This is a genomic window from Rhabdochlamydiaceae symbiont of Dictyostelium giganteum, assembly GCF_964291045.1.
Lineage (GTDB): Bacteria > Chlamydiota > Chlamydiia > Chlamydiales > Rhabdochlamydiaceae > PALSA-1444.
This window is the reverse complement of record NZ_OZ197277.1, coordinates 933223-953373: the sequence shown is the minus strand read 5'-3', so window position 1 is coordinate 953373 and position 20151 is coordinate 933223. Positions and strand designations below refer to the sequence as shown.

The window sequence follows — 20151 nt, the reverse complement described above, 5'->3', positions numbered from 1 at the left end:
TTTATTTTCTAGGACTTTATATGAGCAAAATAGATCATTTCTCTATCATTTTTTAACGCCTCATTTGCATACTGAAGCGCAGACCCATTCTGCAGTATAGCAGCAAGAACAATCTCTTTATCACTTTTTAATATTTCATTTGCGTACTGAAGTGCAAGTCCATTTTGCCGTAAAGCAGTAAGAGTGACCTCTTTATTATTTTTTAAGGGCTCATTTGCATACTGAAGTGCAAATCCATTCTCTTTTACAGCAGCAAGAACCACTTCTTTATCATTTTTTAAAGATTCATTTGCGTACTGAAGTGCAAGGCCATTTTTCCGTACAGCAACAAGAACAATCTCTTGATCATTTTTTAAGGATTCATTTACGTACTCAAGCGCAAGGCCATTTTTCTGTATAGCTGTATGAACGATCTCTGGGATATTTTTTAACATTTCATTTACGTACTGAAGTGCGAGTCCATTTTTCTGTATAGCAGTAATAACAATCTCTAAGGCATTTTTTAACGTCTCATTTGCGTACTGAAGTGCAAGTCCATTCTCCTGTACAGCAGTAAGAACGACCCCTAGATCATTTTTTAACGTTTCATTTGCATACTGAAGTGAGAGTCCATTCTTCCATGTAGCAGTAAGAACAACTTCTCGGTCATTTTTTAGCGTTTCATTTGCGTATAGAAGTGCGAGTCCATTCTCCATTACAGCATTAAGAACGATCTCTTGATCATTTTTTAATGTTTCACTTGCGTACTGAAGTGAGAGCCCATTCTCTTTTACAGCATGAAGAACAACTTCTGGATCATTTTTTAGGATTTCATTTGCATACTGAAGTGAGAGTCCATTCTCCTGTACAGCAGTAAGAACAATTTCTTTATCATTTTTTAGGGTTTCACTTGCATACTCCAGTGCTTCTCCACTTTCTTTCATAATAGTTAACACAAATTCTCTATCTTTTTTTAAGAGATCTGTTGCAAATTGAAATGCTTTCCCATTATTTCTTACAGCAGAGAGAATAAAAAATTTGCTATTGCGCAGCCACTCTTTGCTATATCCAAGGATCCCTTCATCATCTTTTATGGCTTCTAAAATCTTTATTTCATCTTCTAGGGTAGAAGAATCAGGGGCTATTTTTTCTGCATTTTCATTGATGAGGAATAACTCCTTGGATAATTCATAAATGGCATCAGCTAAGAGAAGGCGGCTGATAGGAGTTTTATACGATGATTCAAACAGGTTTTTTCCTTGTTCCTTAAGGAATTTGTACTCTTGCTCAGTCACAGATAAGCTATGAAAGAAATGAGAAGGGTTACTTAATTTAAGATCTTGATAAGACGGGGCTTTTTGATTTGGAACGAGCTGATTTCGAATCTCTTGATAATTTTTTTGAAATTTGATGAAAGAATATATCAGAGCAAGAAACATCGGTTGATCAAAACAAGGGGGGAATTTTTCCCATGATACTTCTTGTGAGAGTAATGCACATAAAATTGTTTCTCCAAGAGGAGATCCTGGCCTCATTAAAGAAAAATCGGATTTTAATTGATCCATCAGAAAGGCAACCCTATCTTCCCACTCTTTTTCTCCATAAATCATTTTCACCCGTGTTATTTGAGATTCAAGTGAGTCTTGTAAAGAAGAGACGGTGTCTAATAGTAGCGGATAGGAAGAAAAAATCTTGTTAAAACGGTCTTTCTTTCTGACTGTATTTTCGATGTCTTTTAGAGCGATAACAGCTTGAGCTGCAGCTTTAATCTTTTGGTGTAAGTTTTGATCAGTCTCTTCAAGAAACTCTTTCGAGGTGTTATCTAGCTTAATTTTTTTAAATATAGCAAAAATACCATAGGGAATTCCTAGAGGAATGAAAAGAATTGTCTTTAACCATCCTGGGGGAGTTAGCTCTTTTTCTGTTCCTTGTAGCCTTTCTTGATGCTCCTTTTGAAGCGACTCCCAAGCCTCTTTAACCTTTTTCTTATCCGCCTCTTGAGGAACTCCCTTAGTTAAAGTGAGAATATAACTTTTTAATAATGACCATTCATGCTGAGCCTCTTTACTCTGTTGTTTTGAATATGTTTTTTCCAGCTTTTTTATAATGCCCTCTGTGACTAAGAGACCCAAAATCACCTCATCTATACAACCTTGAATACAGTCTGTAATCACTTTTTTATCATATTCTTTTACAATCATGATATCCATCTCTTCTAGATGTAAGAACTTCCCAATTTCTTCATGGGATTTAGCTAAAATCGTATGAATTAAGCTTGTTTCTAAAATGCTTTGCTCAAACGCCTCAACTCCTTTTGAGAGGGTATCTTTTGAATCTGATGCTGCGGAAGCATTTAAAGATAAGATAGAGCGATTTTCTTGAGATATAATCACTTTCTTTAAACTATTTTCAAAAAGGAACTCCAGAAGATCTTTATCCGTGGAATCTAACTGATTATCTCTAGGGGTTAAGGGGATGCTTTTTTGTGAGCTAAACGTCTTAAGAATCTCTTCTAATTGGGTTTGATCGGTGAGATCTTTAAGAGAAATGACATGATTAATCCCAGAATGTTTTTTAAAAGCTTCTTCTTTCTGAAGAAGCTTTTGATAATACTTGGATTTTTTTTCGGTCTCAGGGAGTTGATGAGTTGAAGGAGAAGGTCTTAACTCTTGAAGCTTAGAGAGTCTTTCTTTATGTTGATCTACCTGTGCTTGAATAGTAGGAACAGACTCTGCAAAAGGCTCTAGAGCTTTAATCTGATGGATGATATTTTCCTCTTCTTTGCTAGGACTAAAGAGCTTTTTTCTTTGTTTTTCTTCAATTTTTTTGATTTCAATGAAGTCCATATCTTTAGAATATTTGGTGAGTCCTAATAGACAATTATCTAAAGTTCCAAGGATTCTTTCTAACCGCTTTCCCAAAAGATGCACATGTTCAAATCTGGACTCAGTATCTGTGATGGGAATAAGAAGAATAATCTTAGGAGCATATTTCCTTGTTAAAGCTCTTAAAGTTAACTCAATAGCCAGTGTTATCACCTCACCATGGGTATCTACAAACCCAGGGAAGTCTACAAGGACAAGATCATCCTTTACAGCTATATTAGGAAAGAGAGTATAAGAAGTTTCTCCATCGCTCCCAATCAAATGCCCTCTATCCATAGAGGATTCGTAAGCGTTATCTTGAAATATCATTTGATCTCCTCGTAAGTAACAAAGAGTCGTTGATTTTCCAGATCCCGTATTTCCCAGGAGAAAGACAATATTAGTATTTTGGGAAGAGATCATGTTCTCAGTTTGACTAAGCACCGCCTCCCTAAATTCTAAGATAATCTTTGCAAAAGAGGAAAAAGAGAGATTTTTGATAGCAGCTGTTCGCTCTATTTTGGTGCTGAGCGCTTTCATAGCAATAAGGTGATCATAGAGGTGGAAAAACCCTTTATGAAGAATCTCTTCAAGGTAAGAAGGATAGAGAGAGGCATTTTGTTCTCTTAACTCTTTTAACTGATGAGCTCTAATGGTTTGTTGATATTCACAAAATTGATCTTTTTTAGTCTGTAATAGAGCTAGGGTCTCCTCAGAATGAGTTGTTCCAAGAAGAGCTTTAACATCTGTATCAAAAGCTTGTTCTGATTCACAAAAGGGGATATGAACCGCGATCTCCTTAATCTTTTCTAAAGGTAATTTAAGAGGAGATAAAAGGGTGGTCCATACTTGCTTTAAAGGAAATACCTTAAACTGCTCCAAATGGTAGGCTGTAATGATTTGCTCCGCTAACGCTTCATGATATGCGGTTTCTATTTTCCAAATTACTTGATGTAAGGCAGCATGAGAGGTTTTTTCTGAATTTTTTTCTAGTTCATCAACAGTTTGATAGATTTGAGTGAGATGAGCGACATCATGACGGCAGAGAATTTTTTTTTGTAAGAGATTTTCAATGACTCCTATGCCTTCTTCAAGTGTATTAAAAGGGGTAGAAAAGTCCCTTTGTTGACTACAATATTTAGAGTAGGGTGAGGTAGGAAATAGGGTGTTCATACGTTTTTTCCTTAAGGTTAATGAGTGTGAGCCTACTAACATCCACCTACACCTCTCTTATGATAATGTAGACACGCTTTAAAGAAGAGAGAGGCTACCTAAAGTGGTGAGAACTGATAATAGCATATTTCCATAATGAAAAATTTACTACATGTGCTCTTTTGGAAAAACTATAGCTATGAAGGGGTTTTTTCGCAAAAAAATATTCATTATTAAGGAGAATAGTTTTCAGTTTTAAACAAGCTCTTAAGGGATTAAGAGCTTGCCTTTGATGGAAGTGTATCTTGTTGTGTCTGCCGTGTTCGGTAGAGAATATATAAATTACTCATCACAATGATCACAGCTCCTACAATCATGAAAAGATCAGGTTTTTTGTTCCACCAAAGAGCGTCTAAAGCTAAGACCCAAAAATAGGTGGAATAATCAATCGGGGCAAGAGCAGAAGCCGGAGCAAATCTTAACGCTTGAGCCATAGCATATTGAGCAGCTGCTGTAACAATTCCTACAATACCAAATAAAGCCCAGTGCTCTAATGGCATCGGAGTCCACCCTGTTAAAATACCAGGGAGACACACAAGAAGCATCACAACATTAGGATAGATCGCAATGGAGAGACTATGTTCTGTTTTGACAAGGTCTCTAATTAAAATCTTTTGAAGGGCGCCTAAAAAAGTTCCTGCAAGCACAATGAGCGCTGCCATTTGAAAAAGATTAGAGCCTGGTCTCATGGCAATAATCACCCCTACCATTCCCATCATGACGGCAAACCATCTGTCCCAAGAGATGCGCTCTTTAAGATAAAAAGCACTGAGCATAATCATAAATAAAGAAGAGGTGTAGCTTAAGGTATAAATGGTGGTTAAGGGGACCTCTGATAGTGCAAACATAAACGAGGCGGTATAGATGAGACTCACAATTAACCGGACTGCATGTTTTCCTGAACGGCGTGTTGCTAGAGTCTCTTTAATCCCTCCTTGAAAATGGACAGAGATGAGTAAGGGGATTAAACGGATAGCTGATCTTAAAAAGGAGGTTTGGGAGAAGGAGTAGGTTCCCATTAAGTGTTTAATAAAAGCATCTGATAGGGGATAAAGAGCTAGACCTAAGATCATGAGCATGATACCTAGGGACGCTCTATTTTGTAACTGCCGGTTTGATGGGGTTTGCGTTGACATTTTTTTGTCTCCAAATTGAATTTTAAGCTTACCACGGACAGGGGAAAGGTGTAAACGTTAGATCCTCTATTTTGTAAAATGAATCAAAATCACACCTCTTGCTTTAGGATAAGGCAAAGACTTTTTCTTCCATTCTGCTACAGAGTGCACCTCTACAAAAGAAGAGGGGCTCATGAGTTCGAGTGCCACGCCAATTTTGACTGTAGAGGGGAAAAATTTGAGGAGCTTTTGAAAGGTTTTTTCCAGTTTATACGGCGTTTCAATAAATAGGTGTGTATAAAGAGGGTGAAGTGTTTTAGGAAGCTTTGCAATATCATGCTCCTCTCTTGGGAAATAGCCATGAAAGGTAAACAGTTGTCCTGAAAATCCCGAGAGTTGAAGCGCCATTGTAATGGAGCTAGGTCCTGGTATAGCTTCCACTTCAATCCCTTTTTTAAAGGCGCGCTCAACCATGACAGATCCTGGATCTGCTAGACAAGGCAGTCCTGCATCACTAATTAAGCCGACTGTATTTTCTGTTAAGGCAAGCAGCTCTTCAATATCTTTTGTATGTTCATTGAGTAAGTAAATGGGGACAGAGGGAAGAGCAAATTTTTTAAGAAACAGGTAGCCTCCCTTATGGCTCTCTGCAATGAGAGCATCAATTGAAGGAGGAGTGTATCTCCAAGGAGACTCTTCATGGAGTATATTGGGTAAAAGATAGAGTTTTTTCATAAAGTTAAGAGACAAGAGTAACAAAAAAAGGTTTCTCAATATAGAGCCATTTTCTCTTCCTTGAATATTTTCTAAAAATATTTTTGTTAAAGTGCTCAGGCAAAATACGAGTGAGATCTTAAGGGTGTTGTCATGATTCAACCCTCCTATACCCCTATTTTTGTATAAGGGATATCATCTAGCTTTTAAACATCTCAAGAGCTAACTCCAGGAGCTGTTAAGGGATAAGGGTTTCCTTAGATAGCCTCCAAAATATTTCCCTTTTGCTTATGGGCTGTAAAAAGATCACTTCTCATTTGAGTAAAAGATTATGATCTAATAAGTGTTTGGGGAAGTCCCATAGTTTAAAAATAGTGACGTCTTTTGAGTTAGATAAAAAAAGTGGATAAAAAAGTTTGTTTAGGCGCATTCTTATCGTATAGGTAACCTTAATTTTGAGGTGTCTTTATGGCGATATTGCCGGTTCGAAGCTCTTTAGAATGGGGTAATATTCCTGTTCTTTCGCAAGGATTTACAACTTACCCTTCTCATTTTGGCTCTTCTTTTCTAGAGCAGACGAAATCTTTAAAACAACAAGCGGTTCAATCAGTTCAGGTAGAACAAATCACGGAGCTCTTGAGAAAGAGCGGCATCGATGAAAAAACACTTAAAATCATTCTTAATGAAAGTCAAAATAACCTAGAAGCCCTTACAGATCACCTTTTTGACGTGATTTTAAAGCACCATGAAACTCTAGACTGGGATCAATATTCTCAAGATCTCTTACTTAAAATGCAAGATTCTAGGGGCATGAATATTTTCTTCGTCGCAATTAGAGAGGGAAATTCAAGCTGCGTCAGGCAATTAATCCAAACACTTGGAGCCAATGCACTCACCCATTTAAAAAGCTGTGATCAAAAAACGGCTCTTCATATCGCAGCGATCTATGGAAGAGAGGATCTAATCGATGATCTTGTTAGATTAGGCCTTGTCAGCTGTTATGATGAAGATCAAGATAAACTCATTCCTCTTTACTGGGCCATTCATGAAGGGCATGTTAAAACTGTAGAAAAACTGTTAGAGATCACTTCCTTAGGAAGAGAGTGGATACCTTATCCCTCCTTACGGATACCTGTCATTGCACTAGCTATTGTATCAGGTTATGCAGAGGTTCTTTCTCTTTTACTTAAGCACAATGTTTTTAAGGAAATATCTCTTTTAGATATCAGTTCCTCATGGGGGACGGTTCTTCATCTGGCGATTCAGTCTAATCAGTCCCACATGCTTCAATATCTTTTAGAAGAAGAGCACCATGATACAGCACTTCTTCTTGAATCTAAAGATAGAGGAGGAAGAACCCCTCTTCAACTAGCTGCTTTTTTAGGAGATCTTTTTGCTATTATGCAGCTCACATCAAAAGAGGCGCTTTGCCACCAAGGGGAATTTAACCCCTTAGGAACTCCGCTTCACTTTGCTGTTCAAGGAGAAAAACCAGAAGCTGTTTCACTGCTGCTTTCTTTAGGTGTTAATCCTTCAGCAGTGGATGATCAAGGAAAAACCCCTTTAGCCCATCTTCAAGAAAAAGAGCTATCCCCCTCTGCAAGAAGATGTAAAAATATCATTGAAAATTTTCAAAAAATGGGGAAGATTGAAAAAACTCAGCCTGTTAACTTTCAACAAAGACCTCCCTTAAATCTCATCTTAGAGGGAAGTTATGATGAAAAAGAGCTGTTTTTAGAGGCTGTTAAAGTGCTTGAAGCAAAAAAAATTACGGGCCAGCTTCGAAGAGTGGCGGGGCAAGGGATGGGATCTCTTGTAATGACTCTTTTTGCTCTTGGCTATAGCGCATCTCAACTTGAAGACCATTTACCGTTCTCTTTTGAAGATCTTTTTGATCTTAAAAAAGAGCTGTCTGAACAAGAACTCTCTCATTTAAAAAACTTTTATTCTAAGCTACTTTCATCCTCTTCTTCTATACAAGATATCCCTATAGAAGGAATGGGGGATTTATCTCTTTTAAAAGATAAGTTAGAAACCTGTATTTTTGATAAAACAGGTAAAGCCTACTTTACTTTTGGGGATCTTGCAGAAGAGGTTAAAAAACATCCTCTTGATTATAAACATTTACATCTTGTGGCTTTTGGGTTAAAGGATCAAAAAATCGCCCATTTTAGCTCGGAAAATGCCTTATATAAAGATGTGATTATTGCTGATGTACTGATAGCTACGCTTGCGTTTCCTGGTATTTTGTCTCCTATTGGATTAAGGGTTAGAAATGCAGAGGGAGCTCCTCATGAAGATCCAAACTATGGAAGGTGGATGGCTTCTTCTCTCAAAAATTCTTTAATAGAAATTTTTGATGAACATGCTTACCAAGAAGATCCCTATTTTAAAGGAAGGCAAACGAACAGGCGGACGTTAGGAGTCCATTTTGGAGGAAAAAAAGAGGGTGTTGAGAAAAGAGAAGAGCCTCAAGATTTAAGTCAGCAAGAGCTTTTTAAAAAGCTTCTCACTTTCTACAGAAACCAAGCGCTCACGCCTCAGATCTCTTCTGATAGAGCTCAGGGCCGTTTGATCGATATTCGGTATGAAGATACAGATGAAGGTACAGGAGTCTTAAAAGCCAGCGCATTGACTCAAAAGTTATTAGAAAAATTTGTTTGTTCTTTAAAAGAGATTGAACCTTCAAAAGAAGTTCTTTTAAAAGGCTCCGTAGAGGATCCAATACGGCCTTGGAAATATCAGATTTTTCTTCACGCTTTAGAAGAAACACCGACTCTTAAGAAATCTTTAAATAAAATACATTACTGTAATATTCCTCTTCCTTCTCATCTTTTTACAGGAAGAAAAAAAGAGCTAAAAGAGATTAAAGAGGCGTTTTTACACCACTCAAAAGTGGCGATTTCTGGAATGGGAGGAGTTGGTAAGACTACTTTGGGAATTCAATATGGGTTTCAATATCAGAAAAATTATGGACTTACCGCTTTTATCAAAGCGATGAGCAAAGTCTCTATGATTCAGTCACTTCTTGAGATCTCTTATAGTTTAGGCATTGAAAAAGAGCATCAAGATAAAGTCCTCTCTCAGCTAAAAGGGCACCTTCAAATGCAAAAAGATCCCTATCTTTTTATCATCGATGGGTTAGATGACCCTGATCTTTTTGCAATCTTTAATAACTATATTCCTTCTACACCGCTTTGTAATATTCTTGTTTCTACAAGGCTTTTCTTTGATATGACAAAACGGGGGTTTCATTTGATCTCTTTAGACGGTTTTTCAGAAGAAGAGGCAGTGAGTTACCTTTTTAAAGCCGCCTCTCAAGTGGTCTCAGATAAGAATGTTTTTTTTGCAAAGCAGCTAGCTAGTTCCTTAGGATATTTACCTTTGGCCCTCACGCATGCAGCTAGATACATTTTTCAAACCCCGCATATCTCTTTTAAAGCCTATAACGCACTTTTTCAAAAACATCATTTAAAAATTTTAGATCAAAAAGAGATTGGTCTGATTCAAGAGGAGAAAGAGCAGTCCATTTTAACCACATGGAATATCTCTATTGAATCTATTAAAAAGCAGAACCGAGGAATCCTTGCTAGTCAGTTAATGCAAATGATCTCTCTTCTTGCAGAGGAGAAAATCCCTTTATCTCTTTTAGTTCACTGGACCCTTAAAGATCTGAATGAAGATGAGCTCTCTTTTAATGGAGCGGTTACACTTCTTTTAAACTATTCACTTTTGGCTAAACAAACTGATGCTGAAGAAGACTTTATTTGTTACAGGGTACATCCCCTTGTTCAACAGGTAATGAGAGAGAGCTTAACTCAAGATCTCAAGGAGCAATCCATTACTAAGATCTTAGAAGTTTTTTTAGACATCATCAAAGCTCTGAAAAAGAAGCAAAAGTATAGCAGAAAAGTGTTAATCACATACGCTCTTCATATGCAACATATTGTGGATTTAGAGCTGTTTAAAGAGCAGGTACATCCTTCTTTACAAATTGGAGTCTTCAATGAGTTAGGAGATATCTATTTTTATTTAGGAGCTTTTGAAAATAGTCTAAATATTTGGACATTTGCCCTTAAAAAAAGAGTAGAAATGCATGGAGAGGAGTCGCTTCAGGTTGCAGAAAGTTATCAAATTATAGGAATGGTCCTTCAAAATTTAGGGAAAGTCGAAGAGGCTCTTGAAAAAAGTACTCAGGCACTTAAGATCACAAAAAAAATATTAGGCCAAGATTCTCCTTATACAGCCGAGTGTTATCAGCTCGTTGCGCAAATGCTTCAGGAACTTGGAAAATTTGAAGAAGCTCTTAAAAAAAGTACAAAGGCATTAGAGATTAATAGACGCGTACTAGGAGAAGATTCTTCTTATACAACAAGGTGTTATCAAGGCAAAGCAAGAATTCTTTGGCTGGTAGGAAGATTTGAAGAAGCTCTTGAAAAAAGTACAAAGGCATTAGAGATTAATAGACGCGTACTAGGAGAAGATTCTCTTGAAACAGCAGCTAGTTATCAAGCCATGGAAACGATTCTTTATGATTTAGGAAAGCCTGAGGAGGCGCTTGAAAAGAGTATAAAGGCGTTAGAGATCAATAGGCGTGTGCTAGGAGAAGAGAATCTCATCACAGCTATCAGTTATGCCTCTGTTGCAAGGATCCTTCTCTCTTTGAAAAGGATTGAAGAAGCTTTTGAAAAGAGCTTAAGAGCGTTAGAGATCAATCAATCTTTACTAGGAGATGAGGCCCGTCTTACTGTAGAGAGCTATCAAGGAGTTGCAAAAATCCTTCTCTCTTTAGGGAGATTAGAAGAGGCGTTTGAAAAGAGCTCAAAGGCGTTAGAGATTACAACATCTGTATTAGGAGACCATAACCCTTATACAGCAGAGTGTTATCCATTAGTCGTAGATATTCTTCAAAGGATGGGACGGTTAGATGAGGCGCTTACAAAAAGTGTGAAAGCAGTAGAAATTTACAGCTCTACATTAGGAGAAAATAGTCTCTCTACAGCAAAAGGGTATGAAGATCTAGCAGAGATTCTTCATAAACTGGGAAAAGGGGAAGAGGCACTTAAAAAAAGCCATCAAGCGTTAGAGATCAAGAGAAAAATACTAGGAGAAGGATCGCTTCCTGTAGCAAGAAGTTATCATTTAGAGGCTAGGATTCTTCAAGATAGGGGAAGATTAGAAGAGGCTCTTACAAACAGCTTGAAGGCCCTTAATATTCACAAGAATATCATGGGAGAAAACTCTCCTTATACAGCAGGATGTTATCAAGGTGTGGCTGAAATTCTTCACAAGTTGGGGAGATTAGATGAGGCGCTGATCAAAAGTCATCAAGCGTTAGAGATTAAAAAAGAGGTTCTAGGAGAAGACTCTACCTTTACAACAACTGGATATCTACTCGAGGCCAAGATTCTTCAAGATTTAGGAAGACTCGATGAGGCGCTGATCAAAAGTCATCAAGCCTTAGAAATTCAAAGACATGTGGTAGGGGATCATTCTCTCTATTTAACAAGGTGTTATCAAGGTATAGCACAGATATTGCGCAAACAAGGAAGATTAGAAGAGGCGCTTGAAATCAGCCTCAAAGTGTTAGAAAACACAAGACAGATATTAGGAGAGAGCTCTATCTATACAGCAGAGTGTTATCAAAGCATTGTAGAGATTTTACGAGAACTCAAGAGGTATGAAGAGGCGCTTGAAAAAAACACGAAAGCACTTGAGATCAAAAGATCTGTATTTGGAGAGGGGACGCTATCTACAGTGACGCATTACCAATTAGAGGCAAAGATTTTTCAAGATTTAGGAAGATATGAAGAGGCGCTTGAAAGAAGAAGGAAGATATTAGACATCAATAAAAGTACGCTGGGAGAATATTCTCCTTATACAGCAAGAAGTTACCGGGGGATATCAAAAACTCTTGAGTGTTTAGGAAAGTTAGAAGAAGCGTTTCAAAATAGCTTAAAGGCGTTAGAGATTAATCAAAAGGTATTAGGAGACCATTCCATCTATACAGCAAAATGTTATAAAAGAATATCTCTTGTTTTAAAGCAGCTAGGAAGAGATGAAGAGGCTACAGAAAAAAGTAAAAAAGGTCTTAAAATTCAAGTATGTATCGGAGGAGAAGGAGCTATTCGAACAGCCAAGTATTACACTTCTTTAGCAAAGATCTTATATGAGCAACATCAGTTTAGAGAAGCTCTTGCCTTCGCTCTTAAAGGAGTAGAGCTTAAAGAGAAAAAATTTCTTGATTATAGTTTATTCAAAAATCAAGACTATCTTATTGTGATCAAAATCTTAACAGCTCTTAAGCAAGATGGTAAGGCAGCGCTTTATCAAGAAAAAGAGCGGCAATTAAAAGAGAAATTCCATTTTTCTTCATCAAACCCTTCATGCACCCCTATAAGATGATTGTCTTATCTTGATGGGATCAAAGCTTAAAAGAACTTGTTGACTCATTAAATCAAAAAAAGGTAGCATCCTATTCTAAAATAATCCTTTGAGGAGCAATGCCATGAATCCCACATTTTCTCCCTCTTTCATCCGTGACTATTGTAGCCAGCAAGGAGGTTTATCTTCTTCTTTACATACTTTTGAAGAAGGGTTAAAGCTTATTGAAGATACCCTGCAAAAAAAGATACTTTGTTGTCATGATGTTATCCATCTCAATCATGCATACAGCACAGTCCATCACCAAGAAAGTAAAGAAAAAATTACCTCTAATAAGAATGCCTCCTCTCTCTTATTAAAACTAGCTGAGCGAATTCAAGCTTTAAAGGACCTTAGTCAAGCTTCAGCTGAAGAGATTATTACAGCCTACCATCTGCAGAGCTTTAAGGCTCTTACTCCTAATGAAGCTGACATCTCTTTTTGCCCTCCCCAAAATTTAACACTCGAAAAAATCCGGGAAATAGCCACACATCTTCCTTTCTGTAAATCAAAAAAGCAATTTGAGTTAGATGTAGAGGCTCTTTTAGGAAAGAGTGATTCTTCTGACATTACAGCTCTATTACAATCTAAAAAAGATCGATTTTGTGAATATCAAAAAAGGGAGAGGCTTGATGAGTTAAAGCAGCTAAGAGAGCAAAATGCCTCTCTCTATCCTGCCTATCTTGAAGAGATTCTTCAGGAGGGATGCTTTAGTCTCTATGATCATCTTATTGATATGAAAGCCCTCTCTACTAAAGCAGAGAGAACAACTGCCATAGAAAAACTTTCCTTTTCTTCCTTTGCACATATTATCTTAGAGTATAGGAAAATAGTTCTTTCTCAAGTTGAACAAATGATGCCTCAAGGAAATCATAATATTGTATTTCTCCTAGGAAATACGGGCTCTGGAAAGTCAACAACTCTTTGTTACTTACGCGGAGATCAGATGATTCTTAAAGGAAATGGTTATCAATCTTCTACAGATAAAGAGCATCTAATTGGAAATAATCATGAAACCTCCTGCACTTTTTTTCCTAATATTTCTATAAAAGAAGGTCTTGTCCTAGTAGATTTCCCTGGATTTGCAGATACTCACGGAGAAGTGATAGCACTTGCTATTGAGTTAACGCTTAGAGCTTTAACAAGAAAATACCTCCCAAAAATTGTCATCCTCACCTCCATCACAGATAATGGATCTAGGTTTGAACATGTGCATCTTTTAGGAAAAAGGTTAAAAAGGGTGCTTGGGACTTTAGATAATTGTCTATTAGGCCTCACAAAATATTCTCAGGATGTCGATTTCATAGGCATCAACAATATTGAAAGAATGCAGAGAGACATATTGTTTGCTCCTAGTGAAGAAGAAAAGAACTTAGAACAACAAATTAAAGCTTTAGAGCCTTTTGCAGGGATTGTTCCTGCGATTCAAACCCAGGTAGATCAACATAGAGAGAGATTGCTACAGCTTCAAGAGTTAAGGCTTTCCTCTTCGGATCAGATACTGCCTGATACTGAAGAGAAATCTGAACACTATAACAACCTTCTTCAAAAGGAAGAGGCCTTTAAAAAACATTCAGGGATTAAAAATATCATCGCTCTTAAAGATCTCACAGACCAAAATGACTTGGAAGAGATTATTCATATACTTGGCGTACAAGAGAAAAATGTGCCTATTTTAGTGCCAAATAAATTAGATGCATCTGATGAAAAGCTTCTAGATACCCTTTTTACAAGTAATTTAATTAAAGTCATTACAGCTGAACAAAAATCACTAACTCCCTCTTTTAATCCTTCCTTAATTGCGGTTTCAAAAAATGAACTCTCAGAGAAACTTGAAGAGTTTGAACAAAGCATTTTAGAAACAAGTTTAATCAATGCTCTTCTAGAAAAATCTCATCCAGAAATTGGAGAGCTTTTACACTTAGAGAGCGTGGATCCTGCTATCGTCAGAAAATACGACAAGGGGGTCATTACAGGTTGTATTAACGGATATATTGATGAAGTGATCTCTGGCCTTCTCGTTGCAGAAGAAATCCTTAAAGGGCTTAGAAGTAAATATGCGCTTCAGCAAAATAAAGAGGCTGAGCGTGAATGGTCTTCGCTTAGAAGCTATATTCTGACTTTATCCAAAGGAATTGCTCCCAATGCGGATCCTCATAAAATTGAAGAGGTCTGGAAATCCCTTCAAAAAGAACATAAAGAGCGATTAGATAAATCAGATAAGGAATTAAAATTTCCTGGATGGGTAGAGGTTATGCTGTTGATTCCCTTAGGAATACCTTATGGTATCTTTCATATATTTAAAAAAATTAAACAAAATAAAACCTCTCAAGCATTTATGAAGGATGCTGCCGAGAAGCTATATCAAGGGATCAAAGCCGCTAGTGAAGCTGTCATTAAATTAAAAGACATTGAGAATACTGTGAAAAAGAAGGAGCAGTTTGATGCAATTTTTTCCTCTTACCCTCTCTCTTTAAATTCAGTATCCTCTCTAAAGAAGTCTCTTGAAAAGCAAATCTCTGAAGTAGAAAAGATTTATGGAAAGGAAGAATGGAATAAACGGATTGCATTTATCACAAATCAATTAACATTAAACTTTACTTCCATAAGACCAATTTCTCCTCTTGGAGAAAATATTTTGTATGCATTGATATCTCAAAAAATAGTTTGTAAAGACCTCCCTCCTTATTTCAATGAGCATACGTTTCTAGCTCTTATTTACTCTTTTCTAAGTTCTTCTTTAGGATCTAACTTAACAGACTCTAAAGGAGGATATCAAGAAATTCTTAAACAATTAATGCCGAGTTGGGAATTCACTAACTACAGAAATCTCAATTTGAGTAATTTTTCTTATTTTTTTCATAGTTCAATAGTAACACGGCAAGATTATCATTTACTTAATATACAAGGGAAAAAAATATTAGAGTCGTACAATAAAAATCCCATTTTACGTCTCCTTTTTGCCGATGTTATCTATAGGCTTTGGAAAGAGCTGGCTCCCCCTGTAAATGACAATCAAAAACATGGATTTTTTAATAGTTCTCTTAAGAATGATCAAGACAAGATCCTAGAGATTATTTGGGAAAATGCATGGATATTTGAATATAGTAAAGAGCATGTACGATGTGATAAAGAATTCCTGCTTTCTGCTATTAAAGTTAATAGTCAATCTTTTACTTTTGCTCAGGATTTTTTAAAAAATAATCGAGAATTTGCTCTTACGGCTGTTGAGGTAAATGGGCAGGCACTTGAGTACGCAAGTGAGGAACTAAAAAATGACAGAGAGATTGTCCTCGCTGCTGTCAAGCAGAATGGGTGGGCGCTTGAGTATGCAAGTGAGGAACTAAAAAATGACCGAGAGTTCATTCTTGCTGCTGTCAAGCAGAATGGGTGGGCGCTTCAGTATACAATTAAGAGATTAAAAAATGACCGAGAGATTGTCCTTGCTGCTGTTCAGCAGAATGGGCGGGCACTTGAGTATACAAGTGAGAGATTAAAAAATGACCGAGAGATTGTCCTTGCTGCTGTTCAGCAGAATGGAGCGGCACTTGAGGATGCAAGTGAGGCATTAAAAAATGACCAAGAGATTGGCTTTGCTTCTCAAAAAAATAAGTGGGGGTATTTCAATGGATAAGAGATGCATTAAAAATACTTTGCATTTTTAAAGCATTTTATTATTAATTCAAATCACACATGAATCAAAATTTTTTTGAGAATGCTTTCCTTTCCCTTTTTCAAATTGAGATCACCTCTTGAAGCTGTGAACTCAACCTGATATACTTTTTGCCATATGTCTTTACCTAAACAGAAACTTAGAGAAATCGTTTTCCATCTTCTTTACAGCGACCATTTTGAACCGTTCCAAGAAGACAACATTTTTTTCCTCATGGAATACCACAAGACGACAAAAAAATACCTTTTTATGGCTCAAGATACGGTGAAAGCCATCCGGACTTCCCTTGAAAAAATCGATGAGCTGATTCAAAAGTATGCGACAGGATATGAATTTGACCGTATCCCTCAGGTAGAAAAAAGCTTACTCCGTTTAGGCATCTTTGAAATTTTATACGATCAAGAAACACCTCCTAAGGTAGCCATTTCTGAGGCGATGCGGTTAACGAGGAAGTTTGCTACAACAGAGGGGTCAGGGTTTATTAACGCGATTTTAGACACCATCTATCAAGCTCAAAAAGATCCGAATGAAAGTTGAAGAAAATACCTCCTTAGCTCCGTACACAACGTTTAAAATCGGAGGTATAGCGAGGTATTTAATCACCGTCTCTTCAGTGCAAGATGTTCATGACGCTTTTATTTTCTGTAAACAGCAAGGTATTTCCCATTTTATCTTAGGAAAAGGGTCTAATACTCTTTTTGATGATCAAGGGTTTAATGGAGCTGTCATTTTAAATAAACTTCACTGGATGAAAGAAGATGAAGGGATGTTTTCTGTCGGATCAGGGTATAGTTTTTCTCTTCTAGGCTCTCAAACAGCTAGGAGGGGGTGGACAGGCCTTGAGTTTGCCTCAGGAATACCCGGCTCTGTGGGGGGCGCTGTCTTCATGAATGCAGGAGCCAATGGACAAGAAACCCTTCAAACCGTGAAAGAAGTCACCTTTTTATCAGAAGAAGGAGAGAGTTATACATTCTCTCAAGACGAGATCCCTTGGAGATACCGCTGGACAAAGTTTCATGAAATGCAAGGCATGATTGTCTCTGTTACCTTTCAGCTTACCCCTTCTTTAGAGGCAAGGCAAAAGCAAATTTCTCTTGTGAAATACCGCACAGAAACGCAGCCGTATGATGATGCGTCAGCAGGGTGTGTCTTTCGTAATCCTGAATTTCAATCTGCAGGAAAGCTCATTGAAGAGTGTCATCTTAAAAACACCTCTTATGGAGGAGCAAGAGTGTCACCTCTTCATGGCAATTTCATTGTCAATGAGCAAAATGCAACAGCTCATGATGTGATGACACTTGCAAAATATGTTCAAGATGAAGTGCATATCAAGACAGGTGTGCATCTTGAAATGGAACTGCGTCATATTCCCTACCAGGGAAATAGTTCATGAAAAAATCCTTAAAAGCGCTTCCTTGGGCAGATTTACATTGCCACTCAACTGCCTCTGACGGCTCACTATCTCCAAGTGAGCTTGTTCTTCATGCAAAAGATAAAGGGCTTAAAGGGTTATGTTTAACCGATCACGACACATTAGCTGGATATCTAGAAGCGAAGGTGATGGCGCAAAAGATCGGGATTCACTTAGGGGTTGGGGTGGAATTTTCTTGCGCCTTTCAAGGGCTCGATCTGCATTTAATTGGCTATGATATCGATATTGAGGCGCCCTCTATTCAAGCTCTATGTCAGCTGCATTTACAAAGACGGTATGAAAGAAATCAAATCATTTTAGAAAAGCTCTCTCAAGAAGGGATGATATTTTCCTTAGAGGCGCTTTATCAAAAATATCCAGGTCAAATGGTAGGAAGACCGCATATTGCTAAGATGATGCTTGAGAGAGGGTATGTCAAATCGATTAAAGAGGCGTTTTACCGCTATATTGGAGAGGGTAAACCGTTTTATGCCCAAGGACCTAGCATCTCTGTTCATGAAACCCTAGAGGTGATCCGGGCGTCAGGGGGTAAGAGTTTTATTGCCCATCCGCATTTATTGCAGTCAAATTTCCCCATCGAGGCACTACTTCAGTGCCCCTTTAACGGCATTGAATGCTTCTACGGAAATTTTAGCCAAGATAAGGGCCGTTACTGGGCAGAGATTGCAGAAAAAAAAGGGTGGATTGTCAGCGGAGGATCAGATTTTCACGGGATCATTAAGCCCAAGATTCCGCTAGGGATTCAAGGTGTGGATGAAAAAACATTTTATCAAATTTTTGAACGTCATTGTGTATGAACTTTGAAGAGCTCATTTTAGAGTTATCTCTCAAAAGAAGATCTAAACATCTTCAAGATCAATTTCTTTTAAGCCAGGCGTTAAAGGGTCTTGGTAACCCTCAAAAAAAATACCCCGCCGTTCATGTGGCAGGAACCAATGGAAAAGGGTCCGTCTCTACCAAACTTGCTAAAGTGTTTGAAGAATCAGGGTATAGAGCAGCTCTTTTTACCTCACCTCATCTTTATCATTTTGAAGAGAGGATCCAAGTGAATGGAGCGCTTATTCCTCAGGCATTTATTTTAGAGCATCTTCCTTTCCTCCTCACACATTATCCCAATCTTAGCTTCTTTGACTATACAACTCTTTTAGGACTTGATTACTTTGCGGAAGAAAAAGTGGATATTGCCATCATTGAAGCAGGGATGGGAGGGCTTTATGACTCTACAAACTGTATCATGCCCTTACTTTCTGTCATCACGACCATTGCTTTAGATCATCAAGATGTCTTAGGCTCAAGTCTTGAGGAGATCGCTTTTCAAAAGTGCGGTATTATTAAACCTTTAACACCTGTTGTTTTAGGCCCTAAAGCTGCAAGAGAAAGTGTCATTAACACCGCAAAAGAGCTCTATGCCCCTTGTTATATCACCCCTTTTCAAGAAGGGTCTTATCAAGAGGAAAATAAACAGATTGCACAGGTTGCCATAGATCAGCTAAAATCTTATTTTCATTTAGATCCCGTAGCCATTCAAAAAGGGCTTCGAGTCAATCCTCCGTGCCGCTTTGAAACAATCGGAAGATTTACTTTAGATGTCGCTCATAACCCTGAAGGGTTTTCTTCTTTAATCAAGATGTGGGATCAAAGTTATCCAGGGCGCCCTATAAATAGCATCGTCTCCCTATCACTGGATAAAGATTTAGAAAACTGTTTACTTCAGCTAGCTAATCGCTCGCAGCATATTTTTCTTGTTCAAGCCTCTACCTCAAGAAGCGCTCCTACACCACTTCTTGCAGAGATTTTAACAAAAAACAACAGAACACATTTTACAGCGTGTCAAACGGTAGAATCTGCACTGAGCCAAGCTCTAGCTTGCAAACCGGACATTTTGGTGTGCGGCTCTTTCTACATCATGAAGGACATTCGTGAGAAGATCCTTAGGCTCTAAATAAGCGGATATGATTTTTTTCTGCGTGAGAGAAACGGACTTCATGAGAGCTTTAATCGCTTTAGGGTTATTGTCTGTTAGATAGTCAGCCACTTCTTCTAAAATCATTTCCGCCTCTTCAAACAGCTTTTCCGAGAGACAAATGGATGGCATCGTTTGATTTAATAAGAAATATTCCGCCTGTTCAATCACAAGCTTTGCCATGACAAGCACTCTTCTCTCCTTAAAAGAGGGGAGGAAGTGGGCTAAAATGTGATGAATCTGCTCACGGGCGTCATTTGTCTTTTGAATGACAGCTCTTTTTTGACGGTTTTGTACACAGCTTTTTAAAAGAGTTGAAGTGAGGCGAAGCTGATCAATTTGGGTGTCAAGATAGGCAGAATCGATCAACGAATAGAGCGTAATAATTTTCTCCCGCATTGTTTTAAGATCACGGTAAAGAGGTATTTTAACTTCAGGTGTCATCTTTTCAAGGGATAAGAGAAGCGAAGACATCTTCCCTAGTTTTTTCATGAAAAGAGCGTAGTTTTTAGGGTACATAGGAAGCTTTGCATCGATCTTATCTTCAAGGGCAGTGATATCTTGATGAACCTTTGCCATTTTACGGCAAAATAAAGAGTGTTTAACAGAATGAAGAGATGGCTGTTTACGCATATCTCTTTTTCATACTCTGTTAGGAAAATAATGGCAAGAGGAGGCGTAAAACTTTTTTATCTGAGGCACTCTTCGCTTTTAAGAAGAAGGTTAAGATAACTCCTTTAAGTTGTACTCTTATTAAATCTTTGAGGCTTATGAAT

At 37.7% G+C, this 20151-nt stretch carries 10 protein-coding genes; 6 read left to right on the top strand and 4 right to left on the bottom strand.

From position 1 onward, the window contains the following. Positions 1 to 8 precede the first annotated feature (8 nt). The 3 genes from ACI7T6_RS03260 to ACI7T6_RS03250 form a co-directional block, all read right to left on the bottom strand. Positions 9 to 4016, bottom strand: a complete 4008-nt coding sequence (locus tag ACI7T6_RS03260) for a DUF4116 domain-containing protein (protein WP_404664991.1) — start codon at positions 4014 to 4016, stop codon at positions 9 to 11. A gap of 254 nt (positions 4017 to 4270) precedes the next feature. Next, positions 4271 to 5191, bottom strand: a complete 921-nt coding sequence (locus ACI7T6_RS03255; protein WP_404664990.1) for a DMT family transporter — start codon at positions 5189 to 5191, stop codon at positions 4271 to 4273. Positions 5192 to 5257: 66 nt separating this feature from the next. Continuing rightward, complete coding sequence (locus ACI7T6_RS03250; protein WP_404664989.1) at positions 5258 to 5905, bottom strand: SAM-dependent methyltransferase; 648 nt, start codon at positions 5903 to 5905, stop codon at positions 5258 to 5260. A gap of 447 nt (positions 5906 to 6352) precedes the next feature. On the opposite strand from ACI7T6_RS03250, the gene ACI7T6_RS03245 reads away from it, so the two are divergent. The 6 genes from ACI7T6_RS03245 to ACI7T6_RS03220 all read left to right on the top strand — a co-directional run bounded on the left by ACI7T6_RS03245 (position 6353) and on the right by ACI7T6_RS03220 (position 19354). After that, a complete protein-coding gene (locus ACI7T6_RS03245) occupies positions 6353 to 12289 on the top strand; it encodes a tetratricopeptide repeat protein (protein ID WP_404664988.1) in 5937 nt (1978 codons plus the stop codon). 103 nt (positions 12290 to 12392) lie between these two features. Then, a complete protein-coding gene (locus ACI7T6_RS03240; protein WP_404664987.1) occupies positions 12393 to 15941 on the top strand; it encodes a DUF4116 domain-containing protein in 3549 nt (1182 codons plus the stop codon). A 156-nt stretch (positions 15942 to 16097) separates the two neighbouring features. Further along, entirely contained in the window at positions 16098 to 16517 is a 420-nt protein-coding gene (gene nusB / locus ACI7T6_RS03235) for a transcription antitermination factor NusB (RefSeq protein ID WP_404664986.1), read from the top strand. Continuing rightward, positions 16507 to 17373, top strand: coding sequence for a UDP-N-acetylmuramate dehydrogenase (gene murB / locus ACI7T6_RS03230; RefSeq protein WP_404664985.1), 867 nt, complete (start codon positions 16507 to 16509; stop codon positions 17371 to 17373). The genes nusB and murB overlap by 11 nt, the downstream gene beginning before the upstream one ends. Further along, complete coding sequence (locus ACI7T6_RS03225; protein ID WP_404664984.1) at positions 17370 to 18209, top strand: PHP domain-containing protein; 840 nt, start codon at positions 17370 to 17372, stop codon at positions 18207 to 18209. Before murB ends, ACI7T6_RS03225 begins: the two co-directional genes overlap by 4 nt. Further along, positions 18206 to 19354 carry a bifunctional folylpolyglutamate synthase/dihydrofolate synthase gene (locus tag ACI7T6_RS03220; protein WP_404664983.1) on the top strand — a complete coding sequence of 383 codons (1149 nt, stop codon included), beginning with the start codon at positions 18206 to 18208 and terminating at the stop codon, positions 19352 to 19354. The genes ACI7T6_RS03225 and ACI7T6_RS03220 overlap by 4 nt, the downstream gene beginning before the upstream one ends. On the opposite strand, the gene ACI7T6_RS03215 is transcribed toward ACI7T6_RS03220, so the two are convergent. After that, entirely contained in the window at positions 19274 to 20008 is a 735-nt protein-coding gene (locus ACI7T6_RS03215) for a hypothetical protein (protein WP_404664982.1), read from the bottom strand. The genes ACI7T6_RS03220 and ACI7T6_RS03215 overlap by 81 nt on opposite strands. Positions 20009 to 20151: the final 143 nt, after the last annotated feature.